Source organism: Lacibacter sediminis, assembly GCF_014168535.1.
Taxonomy (GTDB): domain Bacteria; phylum Bacteroidota; class Bacteroidia; order Chitinophagales; family Chitinophagaceae; genus Lacibacter; species Lacibacter sediminis.
Window position 1 is genome coordinate 1,896,942 of the sequence record NZ_CP060007.1, and the last position, 17,514, is coordinate 1,914,455.

The 17,514-nt window shown below is 40.4% G+C and carries 19 protein-coding genes; 11 read left to right on the forward strand and 8 right to left on the reverse strand.

All coding sequences use genetic code 11. From position 1 onward, the window contains the following. Positions 1 to 105 precede the first annotated feature (105 nt). The 3 genes from H4075_RS08140 to H4075_RS08150 form a co-directional block, all read right to left on the reverse strand. Positions 106 to 696: a hypothetical protein gene (locus H4075_RS08140; protein WP_182805793.1), complete on the reverse strand. Its 591-nt coding sequence runs from the start codon at positions 694 to 696 to the stop codon at positions 106 to 108. Between the two features lie 16 nt (positions 697 to 712). Next, entirely contained in the window at positions 713 to 1,603 is an 891-nt protein-coding gene (locus tag H4075_RS08145; protein WP_182805795.1) for a 3-hydroxyacyl-CoA dehydrogenase family protein, read from the reverse strand. Positions 1,604 to 1,853: 250 nt separating this feature from the next. Further along, the gene (locus tag H4075_RS08150; protein ID WP_182805797.1) at positions 1,854 to 2,495 is read right to left on the reverse strand and encodes a carboxypeptidase-like regulatory domain-containing protein; all 642 of its coding nucleotides are present in this window, start codon (positions 2,493 to 2,495) and stop codon (positions 1,854 to 1,856) included. Between the two features lie 102 nt (positions 2,496 to 2,597). On the opposite strand from H4075_RS08150, the gene H4075_RS08155 reads away from it, so the two are divergent. The 6 genes from H4075_RS08155 (at position 2,598) to pyrF (ending at position 7,883) form a co-directional block, all read left to right on the forward strand. Further along, a complete protein-coding gene (locus tag H4075_RS08155; RefSeq protein ID WP_182805799.1) occupies positions 2,598 to 3,692 on the forward strand; it encodes an Mrp/NBP35 family ATP-binding protein in 1,095 nt (364 codons plus the stop codon). Between the two features lie 118 nt (positions 3,693 to 3,810). Then, entirely contained in the window at positions 3,811 to 4,059 is a 249-nt protein-coding gene (locus tag H4075_RS08160) for a GlsB/YeaQ/YmgE family stress response membrane protein (protein WP_182805801.1), read from the forward strand. Between the two features lie 104 nt (positions 4,060 to 4,163). Next, positions 4,164 to 4,796 (forward strand): FMN-binding negative transcriptional regulator, encoded by a 633-nt coding sequence (locus tag H4075_RS08165; protein WP_182805803.1) that lies wholly within the window; start codon positions 4,164 to 4,166, stop codon positions 4,794 to 4,796. Beyond that, on the forward strand, positions 4,793 to 5,689 hold the full coding sequence (locus tag H4075_RS08170) for a glycerophosphodiester phosphodiesterase (RefSeq protein ID WP_182805805.1): 897 nt from the start codon (positions 4,793 to 4,795) through the stop codon (positions 5,687 to 5,689). The genes H4075_RS08165 and H4075_RS08170 overlap by 4 nt, the downstream gene beginning before the upstream one ends. A 24-nt stretch (positions 5,690 to 5,713) precedes the next feature. Further along, positions 5,714 to 6,991, forward strand: coding sequence for a kynureninase (gene kynU / locus H4075_RS08175; RefSeq protein WP_182805807.1), 1,278 nt, complete (start codon positions 5,714 to 5,716; stop codon positions 6,989 to 6,991). Between the two features lie 61 nt (positions 6,992 to 7,052). Further along, on the forward strand, positions 7,053 to 7,883 hold the full coding sequence (gene pyrF / locus H4075_RS08180; protein ID WP_182805809.1) for an orotidine-5'-phosphate decarboxylase: 831 nt from the start codon (positions 7,053 to 7,055) through the stop codon (positions 7,881 to 7,883). 21 nt (positions 7,884 to 7,904) lie between these two features. On the opposite strand, the gene H4075_RS08185 is transcribed toward pyrF, so the two are convergent. Then, entirely contained in the window at positions 7,905 to 8,570 is a 666-nt protein-coding gene (locus H4075_RS08185) for an SGNH/GDSL hydrolase family protein (RefSeq protein ID WP_182805811.1), read from the reverse strand. Positions 8,571 to 8,572: 2 nt separating this feature from the next. After that, complete coding sequence (locus H4075_RS08190; RefSeq protein WP_182805813.1) at positions 8,573 to 8,992, reverse strand: YciI family protein; 420 nt, start codon at positions 8,990 to 8,992, stop codon at positions 8,573 to 8,575. Between the two features lie 91 nt (positions 8,993 to 9,083). Here H4075_RS08190 and H4075_RS08195 point away from each other — a divergent pair, with 91 nt between their 5' ends. From H4075_RS08195 to H4075_RS08205, 3 genes are all read left to right on the forward strand, one after another. Continuing rightward, entirely contained in the window at positions 9,084 to 10,268 is a 1,185-nt protein-coding gene (locus tag H4075_RS08195; protein ID WP_220494902.1) for an acyl-CoA dehydrogenase family protein, read from the forward strand. 244 nt (positions 10,269 to 10,512) lie between these two features. Continuing rightward, positions 10,513 to 11,889, forward strand: a complete 1,377-nt coding sequence (locus tag H4075_RS08200) for an HAD-IB family phosphatase (protein WP_182805815.1) — start codon at positions 10,513 to 10,515, stop codon at positions 11,887 to 11,889. 5 nt (positions 11,890 to 11,894) lie between these two features. Next, positions 11,895 to 13,673, forward strand: coding sequence for a chloride channel protein (locus H4075_RS08205; RefSeq protein WP_182805817.1), 1,779 nt, complete (start codon positions 11,895 to 11,897; stop codon positions 13,671 to 13,673). Here the strand turns inward: H4075_RS08205 and hxpB are convergent. Together hxpB and H4075_RS08215 are read right to left on the reverse strand one after the other, a co-directional pair. Continuing rightward, positions 13,668 to 14,327 (reverse strand): hexitol phosphatase HxpB, encoded by a 660-nt coding sequence (gene hxpB / locus H4075_RS08210; protein WP_182805819.1) that lies wholly within the window; start codon positions 14,325 to 14,327, stop codon positions 13,668 to 13,670. The two genes, H4075_RS08205 and hxpB, sit on opposite strands and share 6 nt — an antisense overlap. Positions 14,328 to 14,367: 40 nt before the next feature. Then, the gene (locus tag H4075_RS08215) at positions 14,368 to 15,099 is read right to left on the reverse strand and encodes an SIMPL domain-containing protein (RefSeq protein ID WP_182805820.1); all 732 of its coding nucleotides are present in this window, start codon (positions 15,097 to 15,099) and stop codon (positions 14,368 to 14,370) included. A gap of 103 nt (positions 15,100 to 15,202) precedes the next feature. On the opposite strand from H4075_RS08215, the gene H4075_RS08220 reads away from it, so the two are divergent. Next, positions 15,203 to 15,973: a lysophospholipid acyltransferase family protein gene (locus H4075_RS08220; protein WP_182805822.1), complete on the forward strand. Its 771-nt coding sequence runs from the start codon at positions 15,203 to 15,205 to the stop codon at positions 15,971 to 15,973. Positions 15,974 to 16,096: 123 nt separating this feature from the next. Beyond that, entirely contained in the window at positions 16,097 to 16,924 is an 828-nt protein-coding gene (locus H4075_RS08225) for an ion transporter (protein ID WP_182805824.1), read from the forward strand. A 48-nt stretch (positions 16,925 to 16,972) separates the two neighbouring features. On the opposite strand, the gene H4075_RS08230 is transcribed toward H4075_RS08225, so the two are convergent. Further along, positions 16,973 to 17,488 (reverse strand): acyl-CoA thioesterase, encoded by a 516-nt coding sequence (locus tag H4075_RS08230; protein ID WP_182805826.1) that lies wholly within the window; start codon positions 17,486 to 17,488, stop codon positions 16,973 to 16,975. Positions 17,489 to 17,514: the final 26 nt, after the last annotated feature.

Consider the following 17,514-nt stretch of genomic DNA (forward strand, 5'->3'; position numbering starts at 1 on the left):
ATATTTAGTGTTGAGTTTTTGTGCATTTCTGACGGCAGCAGGTTGTTTTTATTATAATCCAATTTGTGTTGATTCAATCGTCCTTTCATCCTAATCAAACATGCACTATCTCCCAAACGTAGATTTCTTCCATGCGCTCATCATACGTATTCCTTTTTCTTCATCCACATACATAATGTTTATGGTAAATTCTTTATCGCCAAATGGGCGGCTGTACATAAACAATCGTATAACCATGTTGTTTGGCAAACCAATACTGATACGGAATTTTTGAAACAGCAAACCAGCAATCAATTCTTCAGACGAAGATGTGTCAATCGTGCCATTTGGAATCTGCTCCTTGAATGTTTCATAAAGCACTACATTCACACTATGAAAATATGCTGGGTAATCAGGATCAGAAATTGAATCGTACGGCTGTTGATTTGCTTCGAAATAATTTAAGTCATCATACTTTACAACAAACAGCGTTGTGGCGTTGTTTTCAATTTTTTCGCCGTATGTTTTCTCAATTGCAGCGGCACCTTTCTCTTCTAACTTATTCCATTCTTCGTTTGACACAGCTTTCGTTCCTTCCGGAATTATGATTTTCCACTTCAGTGGTTTAAAGAAATATTCTTTACCTGGCTCTGCCTGAGCATACAAACTGCAGGTAATACAAACTACAGCTATTGTCAGCAATATGTTTTTGATCATTTAAGGGAATCTGTTTTTACTTCTTAAAACTCTTACTCACCACCAACTCTTTACTTCCTCCTGCATAACTATAAAATCCTTCACCACTCTTTATACCCAGCTTACCTGCGGTGACCATATTTACCAATAACGGGCAAGGGGCATACTTGGGATTCCCGAATCCATCCTGCAGTACTCGCAAAATAGCAAGACAAACATCCAACCCAATAAAATCAGCTAACTGCAATGGTCCCATCGGGTGAGCCATACCTAATTTCATAACGGTATCAATTTCCTCCACGCCGGCAACGCCTTCATGCAAACTGCAAATAGCTTCGTTGATCATGGGCATTAAAATACGGTTGGCAATAAAACCCGGATAGTCGTTTACTACACAAGGCACTTTGCCAAGTTGTTTACTCAACTCTACGATCGTATCTGTTACTTCTTTCTTCGTTGCATAGCCATTAATGATCTCTACCAGTTTCATCACCGGTACAGGATTCATAAAATGCATACCGATCACCATGCCCGGTCGTTTGGTTACCGCAGCAATTTTTGTAATGGAAATAGACGAAGTGTTTGTCGCAAGAATACATCCTGCCGGAGCGGCTTTATCGATCTCTTCAAAAATATCAAGCTTCAGCTCTACATTTTCTGTTGCTGCTTCAACAATCAGTTCAGCATTGGTTACACCTTTCAGCAGATCATGTGTTGTGCTGATATTTTTTAACGTGCTTTGTTTTTGATCTTCGGTAAGCGTGCCTTTTGCGATCTGTCGATCGAGGTTTTTGCCGATGCTCTCCAACGCCTTTGTTAACTGGCCGGGGTTTACATCAATCAATGTTACGCTAAAACCTGTTTGGGCAAATACATGTGCAATTCCATTTCCCATGGTTCCTGCACCAACGACAGCAATCTGTTTCATTTCTATGCTTTTTTATTGGGCACAATATAGGAAAAGACCATTGTTGAATGCATGACTTGAATTAGAAAAAATGCTGATGGAAGACAAACGCAAGTCGCTACGAAGGCGCAAAGACTCAAAGGAACACAAAGGAAAAAGAAGAATTAAAGAAAGAAGATTTGTACTCTCAAAAACACAAACAGAATAAAGAATCAGATGCGGAATGATCTTCTTGGTGCATCTTTATGCCTTCGTGTCCTCATGGCAAAACCTAATTTTTCTTCTTGAAGTCTCCCCGTTTCCATGCCTGTATAAATTCGTTCCAGGCAACCGGATTAAAGATGTTCTGCGGACGGAATTGTCCGTTATAATATTGCGTTTGTGCGTAATTGTTCAGCACAGATCTCGAGTTTTCATTTCCGTCTCTCGGTAAGGATTGCTGCAATATTCTTGATTGTGCGGTTCGGGTATTTTGCCGGGCTACTTCAATTTTATCGGCGGGTACATCAGCAGCCAAAAATTCCCGTTCAAACTGTTCACGCCTCGGTCTTGCTTTAATGATGGTGGCAGGAAGATAAACCGTATCAACTACCATCAATTGAATTATGCTGAACGAATTGCCTTCAATGTTTGATGGGATCACCACTTCTTTCGGTTTGAAACCTACATACGTGAAGTCGATAATATCGCCCTTCAACACCACAATACTGAACACACCTTGTTCATTGGTGAACGTACCACGGTTCTGGTTGCGGAGTTTCACCGTAACACCGGGAAGTCCACGAAGGCTGTCGGCAGTCATCACCACACCATATAATTGTACAATGGAATCTTTAAAGGACTCGAACTGAGCTTTTACAGCAATAGGGGCAAGCAAACCAAGCAGCAGCGAAAGGAGTAGAAATTTCTTCATCTGCCTCAAAAATAAGTGGAAAACATGATTTGCCTCACCAATCGGAAGCGATCTATGGTTAATTTTGCAGTCTGATCAGCTTTTTTAACAAATACTACAAACATGACAAAGGAACAAGTGCTGCAGGCATTGAGTAACGTACAGGAACCAGATCTGGGTAAAGACCTCGTTACGCTGAATATGATTAAAGACATTGAAATTGATGGTAATAAAGTCTCTTTTACGATCGTATTAACCACTCCTGCCTGCCCCATGAAGGATATGATGGGCCGTGCAGCTACCAATGCGATTGAATTGCTGGTGAATAAAGACGCTGTGGTGATTGTGAACTTTACATCAAACACAAGCAGCAACCGGAAAGATCCAAGATCAGTATTACCGAACGTAAAAAATATTATTGCGGTTGTGAGTGGTAAAGGTGGTGTAGGTAAGAGTACCGTGAGTGCCAACCTCGCCATTGCATTAGCACAGAGTGGTGCAAAAGTGGGTTTGATGGATGCTGATATTTACGGGCCAAGTGTACCGATGATGTTTGGTGTAAGAGGGGAACGTCCGAAAATGACAGAAGTGAATGGCAAAGGAATGATTGTACCAATGGAGAAATATGGGATCAAATTCATGAGCATTGGTTTGTTGGTGAATGAGAAAGATGCGATCGTTTGGCGTGGACCAATGGCCAGCAGTGCTATTCGCCAGTTTGTAACTGATGTGTTGTGGGAAGATCTGGATTACTTAGTGATCGATATGCCTCCGGGCACAGGTGATATTCATTTAACATTGGTGCAAACAGTTCCTGTAACAGGTGCAATTGTTGTAACAACTCCGCAGGATATTGCATTGGCTGATGCAAAGAAAGCAGTGGCAATGTTTGGACAGGCGCAAATAAAAGTGCCCATTATTGGTTTGGTGGAAAACATGGCTTACTTTACTCCGGCTGAATTACCCAATAACAAGTATTACATTTTTGGGAAAGATGGTGGCAAACGTTTGGCCGATGAATTTGAATTGACCTTTTTGGGACAAATTCCATTGGTACAAAGTATTCGTGAAGGCGGCGATTATGGTAAACCAATTATGGCAAGTGATGATGCAATTACAAAAAAGGCATTTGAAGAATTTACTGATGCAGCAGTACGAAGTATTTCCATGCGTAATGCAGAAATACCTGCAACCCAAACGCTTGAAATTGTGTCTTAAAGCTATATTGTTTTGATTTTTATGATGGCGGGCCGTAGGTCCGCCATTTTTTTTGGCACGATAATTTTATAGATAAACGTGGTTATTCATTATTCATCATCTGCAAAAAAACAATTGTATGGAACTTATTGCAACGCTTTTAATTGGTGCTTTGGCCGGTTGGCTGGGTGCCTTTATTTTTAAAGGGGGCGGACTTGGTTTGCTCGGCAACATTGTAGTTGGTATCCTCGGAAGTTTTGTAGGGTATTGGTTGCTGGGAAAACTGGGTATTAGCTTTGGAACAGGGTTGGTAGGTGCAATTTTAACAGGAGCACTTGGCGCCATTGTTATTTTAGCAATCATTAACCTGTTGTTTAACCGAAAATGAACATGAACTTGTGATAGAAAGCGGCGGACGAAGAGTCCGCCGTTATTTTTTTGTAACCTTAATGTTGGCGTCTGTCTTTTTTTGCAGAATCTTACCTTTGACGCATGTATAACCTTAGTCATTTTAAAGAACCTGATGAACAGGTTGTTGTAGAATTTATGAAACAGCATCCCTTTGCGATGCTCATTGGTAATGCTGATGGACGTTCGGTTGCAACGCAGGTGCCATTAATGATTGAAGAACGGGAAGGTAAATTGTATTTGCTCGGACATGTAACAAGAAAACAGGATCATCATCTTGTGTTTGAAAAAAATGCAGAAGCGTTGGTGATCTTTACAGGGGCACATGCATATGTAAGTGCAACCTGGTACGAAAATCCGCAAAATGTAAGTACCTGGAACTACAGCAGTGTGCATGCCCGTGGACAACTTCGGTTTTTAGATGAACAGGGATTGGCTGATGCCTTGCGGAAACTTTCGCTGCATTACGAGCATAACAACGTGCACTCTGCAACAACATTCGATAATTTGCCTGAAGACTACACTGCACGTTTAATGAAAGCCATTGTTGGGTTTGAAATTGAAGTGACTTCGCTGGAGCATGTGTTTAAACTGAGCCAGAACAGGGATGAGAAAAGTTATCATCACATCATTGATCATTTGAAAGCTGAAGGCGGTGAAGCTGCTGAAGTGGCGAAGGTGATGGAAGAACGAAAAGATAAAGTGTTTAAAAAATGAGAGTATTCATCTTTACACTGTTCATTTTATTAATTGGTTCATGTACAACGAAGCTGATGCAGAATAATGTTACTAAAATTGAAGGGTTCGATAAACAAGGTCACCGTGGCTGCAGAGGTTTGATGCCGGAGAATACCATTCCTGCTATGCTGCATGCTCTGGATTTAAATGTAACAACGCTTGAGCTTGATGTGGTGATCACAAAAGATAAGCAGGTTGTTGTTTCACATGAGCCATTTTTTAATCATGATATTACCACTAAACCTAATGGTGAAGCGGTTACTGCGGCAGAAGAAAAAGGATTGAATATTTTTCAGATGAATTATGAGCAGGTGAAAACTTATGATGTGGGATTAAAACCTCATCCACGTTTTCCGCAACAGAAAAAAATTGCTGCTGCAAAACCTTTACTTCGTGAATTGTTTGATAGTGTGGCTGCTTATATGCAATCGCACAATCGGCCGCAACCATATTTCAACATCGAAACAAAATGTTTACCTGTTGGAGATGGTATCTATCATCCCAAGCCCGATGAGTTTGTGGAATTGCTGATGGCGGTAATTAAAGAAAAGAAACTGGAAGAACGGGTGATCATTCAGTCATTTGATTTCAGAACATTGCAGTACCTGCATCAGCATTATCCTCAAATGAAAACAGCCATGTTGATTGAAGATGATGATAAACGTAGAATTGAAAAGCAAGTTGAAGCTTTGGGCTTTCAGCCAACGATCTACAGTCCGCATTATTCATTGGTAAATGCTGAGTTGATCAGTTATTGCCGTCCAAAAAAGATCAAACTCATTCCGTGGACAGTGAATACGAAAGAAGAAATTGAACAATTAAAGAAGATGGGTGTTGATGGCATCATCAGCGATTACCCGAATTTATTTTAAAACTCCGTCAGACCAACAAATAATATGCAGTTTCAACCAACCCTTGCGTTTGCTCAACAGCTCGATGAACAGGATCCGTTAAAAGCATTCCGACAGCAATTTATTATTCCATCAGCTAACGAAGTTGAGAAAGTTTATTTTCTCGGCAATTCGCTTGGGTTGCAACCAAAGCGTACAAAAGATAAACTGCAAACCATTCTTGATGATTGGGGAAAGCTGGGCGTAGAGTCGTTCTTTCATGCTGAGCAACCATGGATGGATTATCATGACAGGTTAGTTGGGCCGCTAAGTAAGATCGTTGGCTGTTTGCCGCACGAAGTAACGGTCATGAACAACCTTAGTGTGAACCTGCATTTGATGTTGGTGAGTTTTTATCGTCCGCAAGGCAAGCGGACTAAAATTTTATGCGAAGCAAAAGCATTCCCCAGCGATCAGTACATGATGGAGACGCATGTAAGGCATCACGGATTTGATCCTGCAGATGCGATCATTGAAGTAAAACCAAGAGAAGGCGAGCATACCATCCGCAATGAAGATTTGTTGCAGATTATTGTGCAACACCGGGAAGAGTTGGCATTGGTGTTATTCGGGGGTATCAATTACTATAGTGGACAAGTATTCGATATGCAAACTATTACACAGCTCGCAAAGCAAGCCGGTGCAAAAGTTGGTTTCGATCTGGCACATGCAGCTGGTAATATTGAATTAAATCTACATGATTGGAATGTTGATTTTGCCTGCTGGTGCAACTACAAATATCTTAATTCCGGTCCGGGTGCAGTGGCAGCAGCTTATGTACATGAGCGTTATCACACCGATCCATCAATGCAGCGTTTTGCAGGTTGGTGGGGATATGAAAAAAACACCCGCTTTCAAATGGAGAAGGGATTTAAACCGGTTCAATCAGCTGAAGGTTGGCAATTGGGCACACCTGCTTTGTTGTTATATGCATCGCAACTGGCTGCATTGGAAGTTGTGGAAGAAGCTGGCTGGGAAAACATCAATCGCAAACGAAAATTACTTACTGAATATTTGTGGTACATCCTCGACGAAGTAAATACTTCACAAAAACAACCCATCATTGAGTTTATCACTCCACGTAAAGAAACCGAGCATGGTTGCCAGGTGAGTATGAATATGCTGCAACGTGGCAAAGAAATTTACAATGCGTTGATGGAACAGGATTTCTTTGTCGATTGGCGTGAACCATCGGTTATCCGTTTGGCTCCCGTGCCGCTGTACAATACATTCGAAGAAGTGTGGAAGTTTGGTGAGGCGATGAAGAAAATCTTAGCGTCTTAAAATCACTCAAGATTCGTACCCCGTACTTCTTACATCGTACATCTTTCTATATCTTCGCCGCATGACGAGGCAGCAACTTATTGAGCAGATCAACCAAAAGCAATCATACCTGTGTGTTGGTTTAGATACTGATCTTACCAAGATCCCAAAACATTTACAATCGCATCCTGATGCGATGTTTGAATTTAATAAAGCCATCATTGATGCTGCCTTGCCGCATTGTGTGAGTTACAAGATCAATACAGCTTTCTATGAAGCAATGGGAGTGAAAGGATGGGAGGTGATGGAACGCACAGTCAATTATATTCCCGACACACATTTTAAAATTGCTGATGCCAAACGGGGCGATATTGGTAATACGTCCACTCAATATGCACGTGCTTTTTTTGAAGCAATGAATTTTGATGCAGTAACTGTAGCACCCTACATGGGTGAAGATAGTGTTCGTCCGTTTTTAGAATACGAAGGTAAGTGGGCGATTGTGTTGGGCTTAACATCAAACAAAGGCGCCAACGATTTTGAATTGAAACAATTGCTCAGCGAAAATGGTGAAACATATTTGCGTGCAGAGTTTTTATACGAACGTGTATTGCGAACAGTTGCTAAATGGGGCACGCCTGACAATTTAATGTTTGTTGTTGGAGCAACACAAGCTGAAGAATTTGTAAACATCCGCAGCATTATACCCGATCATTTTTTATTAGTGCCGGGTGTTGGTGCGCAAGGCGGCAGCTTAAAGGATATTTCCGAAAAAGCGATGAACGATGATTGCGGACTTTTAGTAAACGCAAGTCGTGCAGTAATTTATGCATCAGGCAGAGAAGATTTTGCAACTGAAGCAAAAGCTATTGCTGAACAGTACCAGTTTGAGATGAAGAGTTACTTATCGTAATGTAAAAACGGTGGTGAAAGTTTATTTCAGTTCTTTCATCATCACCTCCTTCACCTTCTCCGCCCAACGTGCATAATCTTTTGCTGAAGGATGAAGCCCATCGTCAGCAACCAATGTTTTATCAGTTGCTGCATCTCTTGTGAACGGCGTAATGTTGATGTAATGCACTTTATATTTCTTCGCTATTTTTTCATTGATGGCATTGAACGCATCGATCTCCTTTGCAATTTTTTTCCTGTTCCTGTCTTTTGCAAATGGCGTTACACCCCAATCAGGAATACTCAACACAATTACATGGTTCGTTTTATCACCTGCATAACCAATTGCCTGTTGCAATAATTCTTCAAACTGTTGTGCATATTCTTTTTCGCTGCGTCCACGGTATTGATTATTGACACCGATCAACAATGTTACAAAATCAAAGGGCACAGCCAAACGCACACGGCTTAATTGTTCTTGTAATTCATCGGTCGTCCATCCGGTTTTAGCAATAATCGCCGGATCATCGATATTGATTTTTTCTTTTCGTAGAAGTGCAACAACCTGGTGCGGAAAGTTTTTTTCCAAGGGCACACTTTCGCCAATGGTATAAGAATCACCAAGAGCCAAATAGGTAAGTGGTTTGCTTTGCGTAAATGCAGTAGTCATAAAAAGTATAGATATAAATAAGCTGAAGTAATTTTTCATGTTCATTCGTTTTTTGGAATACCCGTTTTAAAACTGCCGCTGCCCATCGTCCACCGGGGCCTGATATCGTAGGTTAAACGACCGGCAATAATTGCAGGATCTGTTTTAACCAACAATTCGATCTCTTCTTTTGTTTTGCAGCCGGGAGCCGATGCATCAAAAATAAAAAGTCCAACCCAGTCGCCGCCGTCACCAAACGGTCCGGCAACTTTCAGTTTTCCTTCTTTATGCAGGCGAGCCATATTCGCCATATGGCCTTCCTGTATTGTGGCGGCAGTAGTTGAATCCTGCGAACGATTCGGTCCTTTTAACAGCATCACAAACCAATAAGGCTGTATTTTTTCTTTCGGTTTTTCAGTTCCCTGTTGAGCATAAGTTGTGCAGGTTGCAAACAATAAAAAGAAGAGCAGGAATTGTTTCATACAGAAGTCGTTTGTATGGCGAAAAAGTACAACTTTTTTGTGTGGATGCGCACACGTACATTTGTTATCTTTTAAAACGAACGTCTTTGCTATGTCAGTGAAACAAGACTTATTTCAAAGCCCCGATTATTTTTTAGTAGATGAATTGTTAACCGAAGAACATAAGTTAATTCGAGATGCCGTTCGCAGCTACGTAAAAAAAGAAATTTCTCCCATCATTGAAGACTATGCACAAAAAGCAGAGTTCCCGGTGCAGATCGTTAAACAAATGGGCGACTTAGGTTGCTTTGGTCCAACTGTGCCGGTTGAATATGGCGGCGGTGGTTTGGATTATATCAGTTATGGTTTGATGATGCAGGAACTTGAACGTGGTGATAGTGGTGTGCGTTCAACTGCAAGTGTGCAGGGAAGTTTAGTGATGTATCCGATCTATGCTTATGGTAACGAAGAACAACGTAAAAAATATTTACCGAAGTTGGCAAGTGGTGAATGGTTAGGTTGTTTTGGATTAACAGAGCCCAATCATGGCAGTGATCCGAGCAGTATGTTGACGAATATAAAAGATGCAGGTGATCATGTTATTTTGAATGGTGCAAAAATGTGGATCAGTAATGCGCCATTTTCGCAGGTCGCAGTTGTTTGGGCAAAAGATGAAGAAGGTATTGTGCGTGGTGTGATTGTGGAAAGAGGAATGGAAGGTTTTTCAACTCCAACAACACATGGCAAGTGGAGTTTGCGTGCAAGTGCAACAGGTGAATTGGTTTTTGATAATGTAAAAGTGCCTAAAGAAAATATTTTACCGAATGTAAAAGGATTGAAAGGGCCGTTGGGTTGTTTAACAAAAGCACGCTACGGCATTGCATGGGGTGTGTTAGGTGCGGCAATGGATTGTTATGACACTGCTTTGCGTTACAGCAAGGAACGTATTCAGTTCGACAGACCAATCGCCGGATTTCAATTGCAACAAAAAAAATTGGCAGAGATGATCACTGAAATAACCAAAGCGCAATTATTAAATTGGCGCCTTGGTGTATTAATGAGTGAAGGAAGAGCTACGCCGCAACAGGTGAGTATGGCTAAACGTAACAGTTGCGAAATTGCAACCAATATTTGTCGTGATGCACGGCAGATGCTTGGAGGAATGGGCATTACTGGTGAGTACTCTGTTATGCGCCACATGATGAACCTCGAAAGTGTGATCACGTATGAAGGTACGCACGACATTCACCTGCTCATTACAGGAATGGACGTAACAGGTATCAATGCGTTTAAATAATTATTATTTATTTCTGGTGGAAAGGATATCTCAACAGGATATCCTTTTTTTATGGCTATCTTTCTAACAGAAAGAATTTCAACAGTTTTTAAACTTTCTCAGGCAATCGGGTTCTTTTTTTCGATGCAACCATTTTTTATGGCATTCATCTTGCAATACACCCGGCGGGAATTTATTGTTCTGCCAGTACTCTGTGTCAACTGACTGTAATTCATCCCGATTTCTAACTAAAAAATGTATCTGTATGGTAACAGTAATCATCCCTGTATTGAATGAAGCCGAAACAGTTGAGAGTGTTATTAAGTTTGCATTTGAAAATAAACATGTGTCAGAAGTAATTGTAGTGGATGATAAATCATTCGATGACACTGTTAAACGATCAATCGCAGCCGGGGCAAAAGTAATTACCAGCACACAACTCGGCAAAGGAGCTTCCATGAAAGAAGGTATGCTCTGTGCAACAAATGATATTCTTCTTTTTCTGGATGGCGATATTAATCCTTATCCGCCAAAAACAATTTGTAACCTGATCGATCCGATCATTAACGATACGCATGACTTTGTAAAGGCAACATTCGAACGTAATGCCGGCCGTGTAACAGAGCTTGTTGCAAAGCCATTGCTCAATATTTTATTTCCTGATCTCTCAGACTTTGAACAACCGTTGAGTGGTATGATCGCAGGCCGTAAACAGTTTTTTGAAAAGATCGATTTTTATGATGATTATGGCGTTGATATCGGGATACTCATCGATATGTATCTGCAAAAGGCACGTATTACCGAAGTGAATATTGGCTATATCGATAATAAAAGTAAACCGTGGCAGGCATTGGGTAAAATGAGTAAAGAAGTGTCACGTGCCATTATTCAGAAAGCAATGCAGCAAAACAAACCCAATGCGAACCTGGAAGAGCTGCAGTCTTTTTCCGAAATACGTGACCAAATGGATTTTGCTATTCGTGAAAGTTTGATGGGGTTGGAAAAGATCGCCATTTTTGATATGGATAATACAATACTCCGTGGCCGTTTTATTGATACCTGTGCCAAACTTTATGGCTTTGAAAAGGAATTACTCGATATACGCACCAGTGGAAGCGATGCAACAAGTGTAACAAAAAATATTGCAAAGCTGCTGAAGGGATTGAATCTTTCGCAGATACTTGCTGTGGCAGAGAGTATTCCTGTTGTGCATCACACAAAAGAAGTGATCACCGAATTAAAGCGCAGGGGTTATGTAGTCGGTATCATCAGCGATAGCTATGATGTTGTTACCAATCACATCAAAACAAAAATTGGTGCCGACTTTTCATTGGCCAATGAACTGGAGTTTTCAAAAAGTGTGGCAACGGGCGAAGTGAAATTGCCATCCTTCTTTTTTAATACACAACATTCACTTTGTAAACACACCATTTGCAAAACAAATGCTGTGCAGCATATTCTCAAACATTACAGTATAGATATCAATAACGCTATTGCAGTTGGTGATGGCGAGAATGATCTTTGTATGATCAAGCATGTAGGCGTTGGAATTGCTTTCTGTTCATCCAACGAATTATTGAATTATCTTGCCGACAGGCAGATCACAGTTCCTTCATTTGATGAACTGTTGGAATTCGCCTGATCACTATGTCCATTAGGTCTGTTGTAAAAAATATTAATCAGTACAGGGCCGCTCATATCAGCGACAGAAATTTTCTTTTAGTCGCAAGCATCATCGTGGGCGTGGCTGTGGGTTTGGTTGCAGTAGCCTTAAAAAAATCAGTTCATGCCTTACAGTATATTTTGCGTGAAGGATTTAAGGGGCACAACTGGCAGTATCTCTATTATCTTCTGCCACTCATTGGTATTCTTATTACTGTTTTTTTTGTACAGAAGATAAGGAAGGGCAAAATAGGCAATGGTATAAGTAATATTATCCAGTCGATTTCAAAACGGCACGGCAATATTTCACCTGATAATATGTACAGCCATATGGTAAGCAGTGCTGTTACAGTTGGCTTTGGTGGTTCAGTAGGTTTGGAAGCACCGATTGTGATAACAGGTTCCGCTTTCGGATCAAATATTGCACGTGTTTTTTTATTGAGTCATAAAGAACGGGTGGTTCTGCTTGCCTGCGGTGCAGCAGCGGGCATTGCAGCAGTATTCAATACACCTGTTGCCGGTGTGTTATTTGCGATGGAAGTATTGCTGGCTGAATTTTCAATTCCTACATTCATTCCGGTATTGATCGCTTCCGCAAGCGGAGCAGTAGTTTCCCGGCTGCTTTATAATGAACATTTATTTTACCTGCTCACTAAAGATTGGCGAACAGATGCAATTCCATTTTATCTTTTATTAGGCGGTTTATGCGGATTGGTATCGGTTTATTTCATGCGGGTTTATTTCTGGACGGAAAAGAAAATTGCTTCTGCAAAAAAAGTATTACCGAAAGCAATTGGCGGCGGATTGCTGCTTGGCTTTCTTATTTTTTTATTCCCTGTTTTATATGGCGAAGGTTATTCAACCATTGCAGCATTGTTTAAAAGTGATACATCAAAATTATTGAGTAATACGTTTTATAAAGAGTGGGTAACTAATCCTTATGTGTTATTGCTGATTGCCATCGGAGTTGTATTATTCAAAGTAATTGCATCGGCAGTTACCATTCATGCAGGAGGTAACGGGGGCATTTTTGCGCCAACATTATTTACTGGAGCTGTTACCGGTTTTACATTTGCTCATTTCTTTAATACAACCGGATGGAAAGAGTTACTTACTGTTAATTTTGTAGCTGCAGGAATGGCCGGCATTCTCAGCGGGGTAGTGCATGCGCCGCTCACAGCTATCTTCTTAATTGCAGAAGTAACAGGAGGCTATACACTGTTTGTTCCATTGATGATTGTGGCAGCAGTGAGTTATTTTATTACCCGTGCGTTTGAACCTTATTCCATTTATACAGAGAAACTTGCGCAAAAAGGATTTAAAATTGATGATAAAGAACTTGTGTTGCTGAATAATATTAAACCTGAAGCGGTTGTTGATCGAAACTTTATTGCGTTACGACCCAATGATGCTTTTCGAAAATTATCTGATGCTTTTTTAATTACCGATCAAACGGTATTCCCTGTCTTAAATGAAGAACGCAAGCTGATTGGGCTTGTTTATCTTGACGATGTAAAATCAATTTTATTAAAGGAGGAAGTATTTGACAGAAAGCTGATCTCTGAAGTGATGGTAAAACCACAGTACACTGTTTCGGTAAAAGACGATATTCAAAAAATTATGCGATTGTTTGATATCTCAGGATTATGGTGCCTTTCAGTAATAAACACCGACGGAAGCTTTATTGGCTTTGCCGATAAACGGAAACTACTTGCGCTTTTGCGTGAAACGCTAACGTCGCATCAGTTGATGGAGCAATTATAAAAACAACTGCAATTTCTGTTCGTCAAATTCAGTAAGCGAACCTAATTTCAAATCTGCAGCATTCCATTTTGGATGTTCATAGTCTGCAACAGCAGGAACAATTACACATTTCATTCGGGCAGCCTTTGCAGCGATCATGCCATTGAATGAATCTTCAAATGCAATACAGTCCATTCCTGCCACACCTAATTCTGCAGCGCAATTGAGATATACCTCAGGATGTGGTTTGCCAAACGGAAGTTTTTCTGCCGATGTAATTGCGTCGAAACTGTTTTGCAGATGAAGTTTTTTCAACACCACATCAACCAATGAAAGTGGAGAAGAGGTTGCAAGACCAACTTTCAGCGAATGGGCTTTAACGAACGGGATAATATGATCAACCCCGGGAAAGGCAATCCCTTTTTCGTCAATTTTTGAAATGGCTTTACTGATAATGGTATCAATTGCAGCTGCCGCATGCTCCATCGGCACATCAAAATAATGGAACCAATGCTGGATCCATTCTTCCGTGCGCAAACCCGTAGAAGTATGGTATTGCTCAAGTGTAAGTTCTTTGCCGAATTCTGCAAGCGTTTCGCTGCCGGCCTCCTGCCATAACGGTTCACTGTCAATGAGTAAACCATCCATATCGAAAATAACCGCCTTCAACTTCATGACGCAAACTTTAACCAAAAAAACTTACTGAAAAAATAAATTAATGTAATGCATAAACAACATCAATTGAAAATTCAATTTTTATTTTTTTGAAGCTTACATTACCGCTACCGTTTCCGTCACCAGATACTTTGTCTTCAGATAATATTGAATTGGAATTGTTGAGCCTATGTTGCATTGGATAAACTAAATTGTTCTGGTCCTTCTCTATGATTGTGATCGCATGACTTATTTTTTCACCAATTGCTTCCGTTAAATAAATGCATTTTTCTTTGGCTGCTTTTATGGCATTAACTTTTAGTTGTTTCCTGAATTCTGTCATCTGTGTATGCCAGACACGTGCAACTCTAAAACTAACTGTTGCTTCATCATTGAGTTTCTCTGCCAGTAGTTGCATTTTACTATTTTCAGAAAATTTTATTTGATAAGAAATGGATGATAATAATTGCGGGTCAGTTTTTTTCTTACGCCACCAATCATCTCCGTTTGCACCTTCAAAAGAGGCGATAGTTATTAGCGAATCAGGAATGCCAACAGATTTGCAATTACGCAAAAAATCCTGTTTGATTGTTTCCAATTCAACTTTTTCTTCTCCCTTTTTTTTATATTCTTTTAGATCTACCTGCACATATATTTCATTTGGCACAATTTCCATTTCTGAAGTACCTGTTACAGTGATCGTTTTTGGATAAGGGTTGCAGGTCGGAAGGTTTTGTGCAACTAAAGTTCTGGTAAAAAGTAAAATGACGACAAAGACGTATAACTGTTTCATGATCAAAGGTTATTTGTGTGATAATTATTGGAAAAATAATGTTTGGAATGTTACCAAATTGTTATCTTGCACGTCCCATCAGGGACGTCAATCAACTTTAACCATGTCAACTTTTTTCGAACGAATTAAGAATTTGAATTTGTTGCGTCGTGTGGTGTACGGTGTTGTTGGTGCAGCTACTTACCCGGGCATTGCCCTCATTAACAAGCTGCAGGTAAATGGCGCAGAACGATTAAAAGATCTTCCTAAACGGAATGTGTTATTTGTAAGTAATCACCAGACCTATTTTGCTGATGTCATCACCTTCCTGCATATCTTTTTTGCAGCGAAATGGGGCAGGTACAAAGGCCTCGGGATTCCTTATTATCTGCTGAATCCCATCACAAAAATTTATTATGTGGCAGCTGCAGAAACCATGAAAGATACATGGCTCACCCGTTTGTTTGCGAGTGCCGGTGCACTCACGGTGAAGCGTACGTGGCGTGCAGAAGGTAAAGAAGTGCAGCGTGGCCTTGATCCGGGGGATACAAGAAAAATTGCAAGAGCGTTGAATGATAGCTGGGTAATTACATTCCCGCAGGGAACAACAAAACCATTTGCTCCCGGTCGTAAAGGAACGGCATACATCATTAAACAGAACCAGCCCATTGTTGTGCCGATTGTGATCAATGGATTTTGGCGTGCATTCAATAAAAAGGGATTGAAGTTTAAAAAGCGAGGAAGCCTTCTTTCTGTTACAATTAAAGAACCAATGAACATTGATTACAATGCTCCTGTTGAAGAAATTCTTGACCAGGTAATGGATGCAATTGAACAAAGTAAGAAATACATGCTCAAAGGAAAACACCACCTGATGAGCGTGATCGATAAATAATTCTGGCAGCAGACCAAACAAAAGGATGAATAACGATTCATCCTTTTTTGTTTTTAAGCCATGCCGGAATGGGTTGTACTACTTGTATTATTCACTAACTTTAAAATTGCCAAAAACTACTGCATGTATCACGCAACGAGGAAAAAAGTACATATCCTTCTTCACCCGGAGCTGGGTGAAACCAAATGGGATAAGACCGTTAATGCATTTATTATCTTTCTCATTATATCAAATGTGTTAGTGGTTATTCTTGAAACGGTACCATCGTTACATGATAAATACCTGACATTCTTTTATTACTTCGATCTGATCTCCGTGATCATTTTTACAATTGAGTATGTATTGCGGGTATGGAGTTCTGATCATGATCCCCGGTATAAACATACTTTTTTCGGACGCATCAAATATATGTTTTCGGCTGAAGGGTTGATCGATCTGCTGGCAATACTTCCTTTTTATGTGCATGTTATTGTTGGGCTTGATCTGCGGATGCTGCGTATTCTTCGCCTGCTTCGTTTTTTACGTCTGTTCAGGCTCACGGCTTATATGAAGTCGGCAAAAATGATCAGGAATGTATTTGTAAAAAGGGCAAGCGATCTGAAGCTGAGTGTGGTGCTTATTCTTATCCTTATCATTATCGCATCCAGTATAATGTATTTTGCTGAACACACTGCGCAGCCCACTGTTTTCTCCAGCATACCTGCAACACTATGGTATGCTATTGTAACGCTCACCACTGTTGGTTTTGGTGATATGATACCTGTTACAATAATCGGAAAAGTAATGACAGGTGTCATCATGCTGAGTGGCGTTGCCATCTTTGCTTTACCCGCAGGGATTATAACAGCAGGCTTCCTGGAAGAGGTGCAGCACCTGCGTGGTAAGAAAACAATAAAATGTCCTCATTGCGGAGAGAGTTTTCACCTGGAGCAACAGCATCATGAGCATTGAGGAGCAAAATCATTTTGTTGATCCAATCTGTTCTATTGCTAATAGAATTTACTCACCTGTAAACAAAGCCTTCAATTCCGCTGCATCATTTGGTTTCATCTTTCCGCCAAGAATTAAACGCAATTGTCTGCGACGCAATGCACCTTCAAACAGTTTTATTTCTTCTTCTGTTTCAGGAATTAATTGTGCTACAGGTTTAGGCTTGCGGTTTGGATCAAGCGCAACAAATGTATAATACGCTTCGTTGCTTTTGTAACGGTATTGCTGAACAGTATCTTCTCCCCACACTTTCATATGTACTTCCATAGAACTGTTGAATGCTCTTGAAACTTTTGCTTCAATATGTACTACGTTCCCCAGCTTGATGGGGTTCTCAAACGAAATATTATCAACGCTTGCTGTTACTACCGGTGAGTTACAATGCTTGCCTGCTGCCAATGCAGAGGCAATATCCATCCAATACATTAAACGGCCACCCATGAGGTTACCAAATACATTAGTGTCGTTGGGAAGTACCAACTCTGTCATTATTATAAACGATTCTTTTGCTGTTTTGCTATTCATTTGAATAAGTTTGATCACAAAGTCAT

Coding starts and splice junctions, on each gene's coding strand:
- kynU (WP_182805807.1), top strand. CDS start 5,714: ATGCAGTTTCAACCAACCCTTGCGTTTGCTCAACAGCTCGATGAACAG.
- pyrF (WP_182805809.1), top strand. CDS start 7,053: ATGACGAGGCAGCAACTTATTGAGCAGATCAACCAAAAGCAATCATAC.
- H4075_RS08215 (WP_182805820.1), bottom strand. CDS start 15,099: ATGAAACAGTTATACGTCTTTGTCGTCATTTTACTTTTTACCAGAACT.
- H4075_RS08160 (WP_182805801.1), top strand. CDS start 3,811: ATGGAACTTATTGCAACGCTTTTAATTGGTGCTTTGGCCGGTTGGCTG.
- H4075_RS08155 (WP_182805799.1), top strand. CDS start 2,598: ATGACAAAGGAACAAGTGCTGCAGGCATTGAGTAACGTACAGGAACCA.
- H4075_RS08165 (WP_182805803.1), top strand. CDS start 4,164: ATGTATAACCTTAGTCATTTTAAAGAACCTGATGAACAGGTTGTTGTA.
- H4075_RS08140 (WP_182805793.1), bottom strand. CDS start 696: ATGATCAAAAACATATTGCTGACAATAGCTGTAGTTTGTATTACCTGC.
- H4075_RS08195 (WP_220494902.1), top strand. CDS start 9,084: ATGTCAGTGAAACAAGACTTATTTCAAAGCCCCGATTATTTTTTAGTA.
- H4075_RS08150 (WP_182805797.1), bottom strand. CDS start 2,495: ATGAAGAAATTTCTACTCCTTTCGCTGCTGCTTGGTTTGCTTGCCCCT.
- H4075_RS08205 (WP_182805817.1), top strand. CDS start 11,895: ATGTCCATTAGGTCTGTTGTAAAAAATATTAATCAGTACAGGGCCGCT.
- H4075_RS08225 (WP_182805824.1), top strand. CDS start 16,097: ATGTATCACGCAACGAGGAAAAAAGTACATATCCTTCTTCACCCGGAG.
- H4075_RS08220 (WP_182805822.1), top strand. CDS start 15,203: ATGTCAACTTTTTTCGAACGAATTAAGAATTTGAATTTGTTGCGTCGT.
- H4075_RS08230 (WP_182805826.1), bottom strand. CDS start 17,488: ATGAATAGCAAAACAGCAAAAGAATCGTTTATAATAATGACAGAGTTG.
- H4075_RS08190 (WP_182805813.1), bottom strand. CDS start 8,992: ATGAAACAATTCCTGCTCTTCTTTTTATTGTTTGCAACCTGCACAACT.
- H4075_RS08170 (WP_182805805.1), top strand. CDS start 4,793: ATGAGAGTATTCATCTTTACACTGTTCATTTTATTAATTGGTTCATGT.
- H4075_RS08200 (WP_182805815.1), top strand. CDS start 10,513: ATGGTAACAGTAATCATCCCTGTATTGAATGAAGCCGAAACAGTTGAG.
- H4075_RS08185 (WP_182805811.1), bottom strand. CDS start 8,570: ATGAAAAATTACTTCAGCTTATTTATATCTATACTTTTTATGACTACT.
- hxpB (WP_182805819.1), bottom strand. CDS start 14,327: ATGAAGTTGAAGGCGGTTATTTTCGATATGGATGGTTTACTCATTGAC.
- H4075_RS08145 (WP_182805795.1), bottom strand. CDS start 1,603: ATGAAACAGATTGCTGTCGTTGGTGCAGGAACCATGGGAAATGGAATT.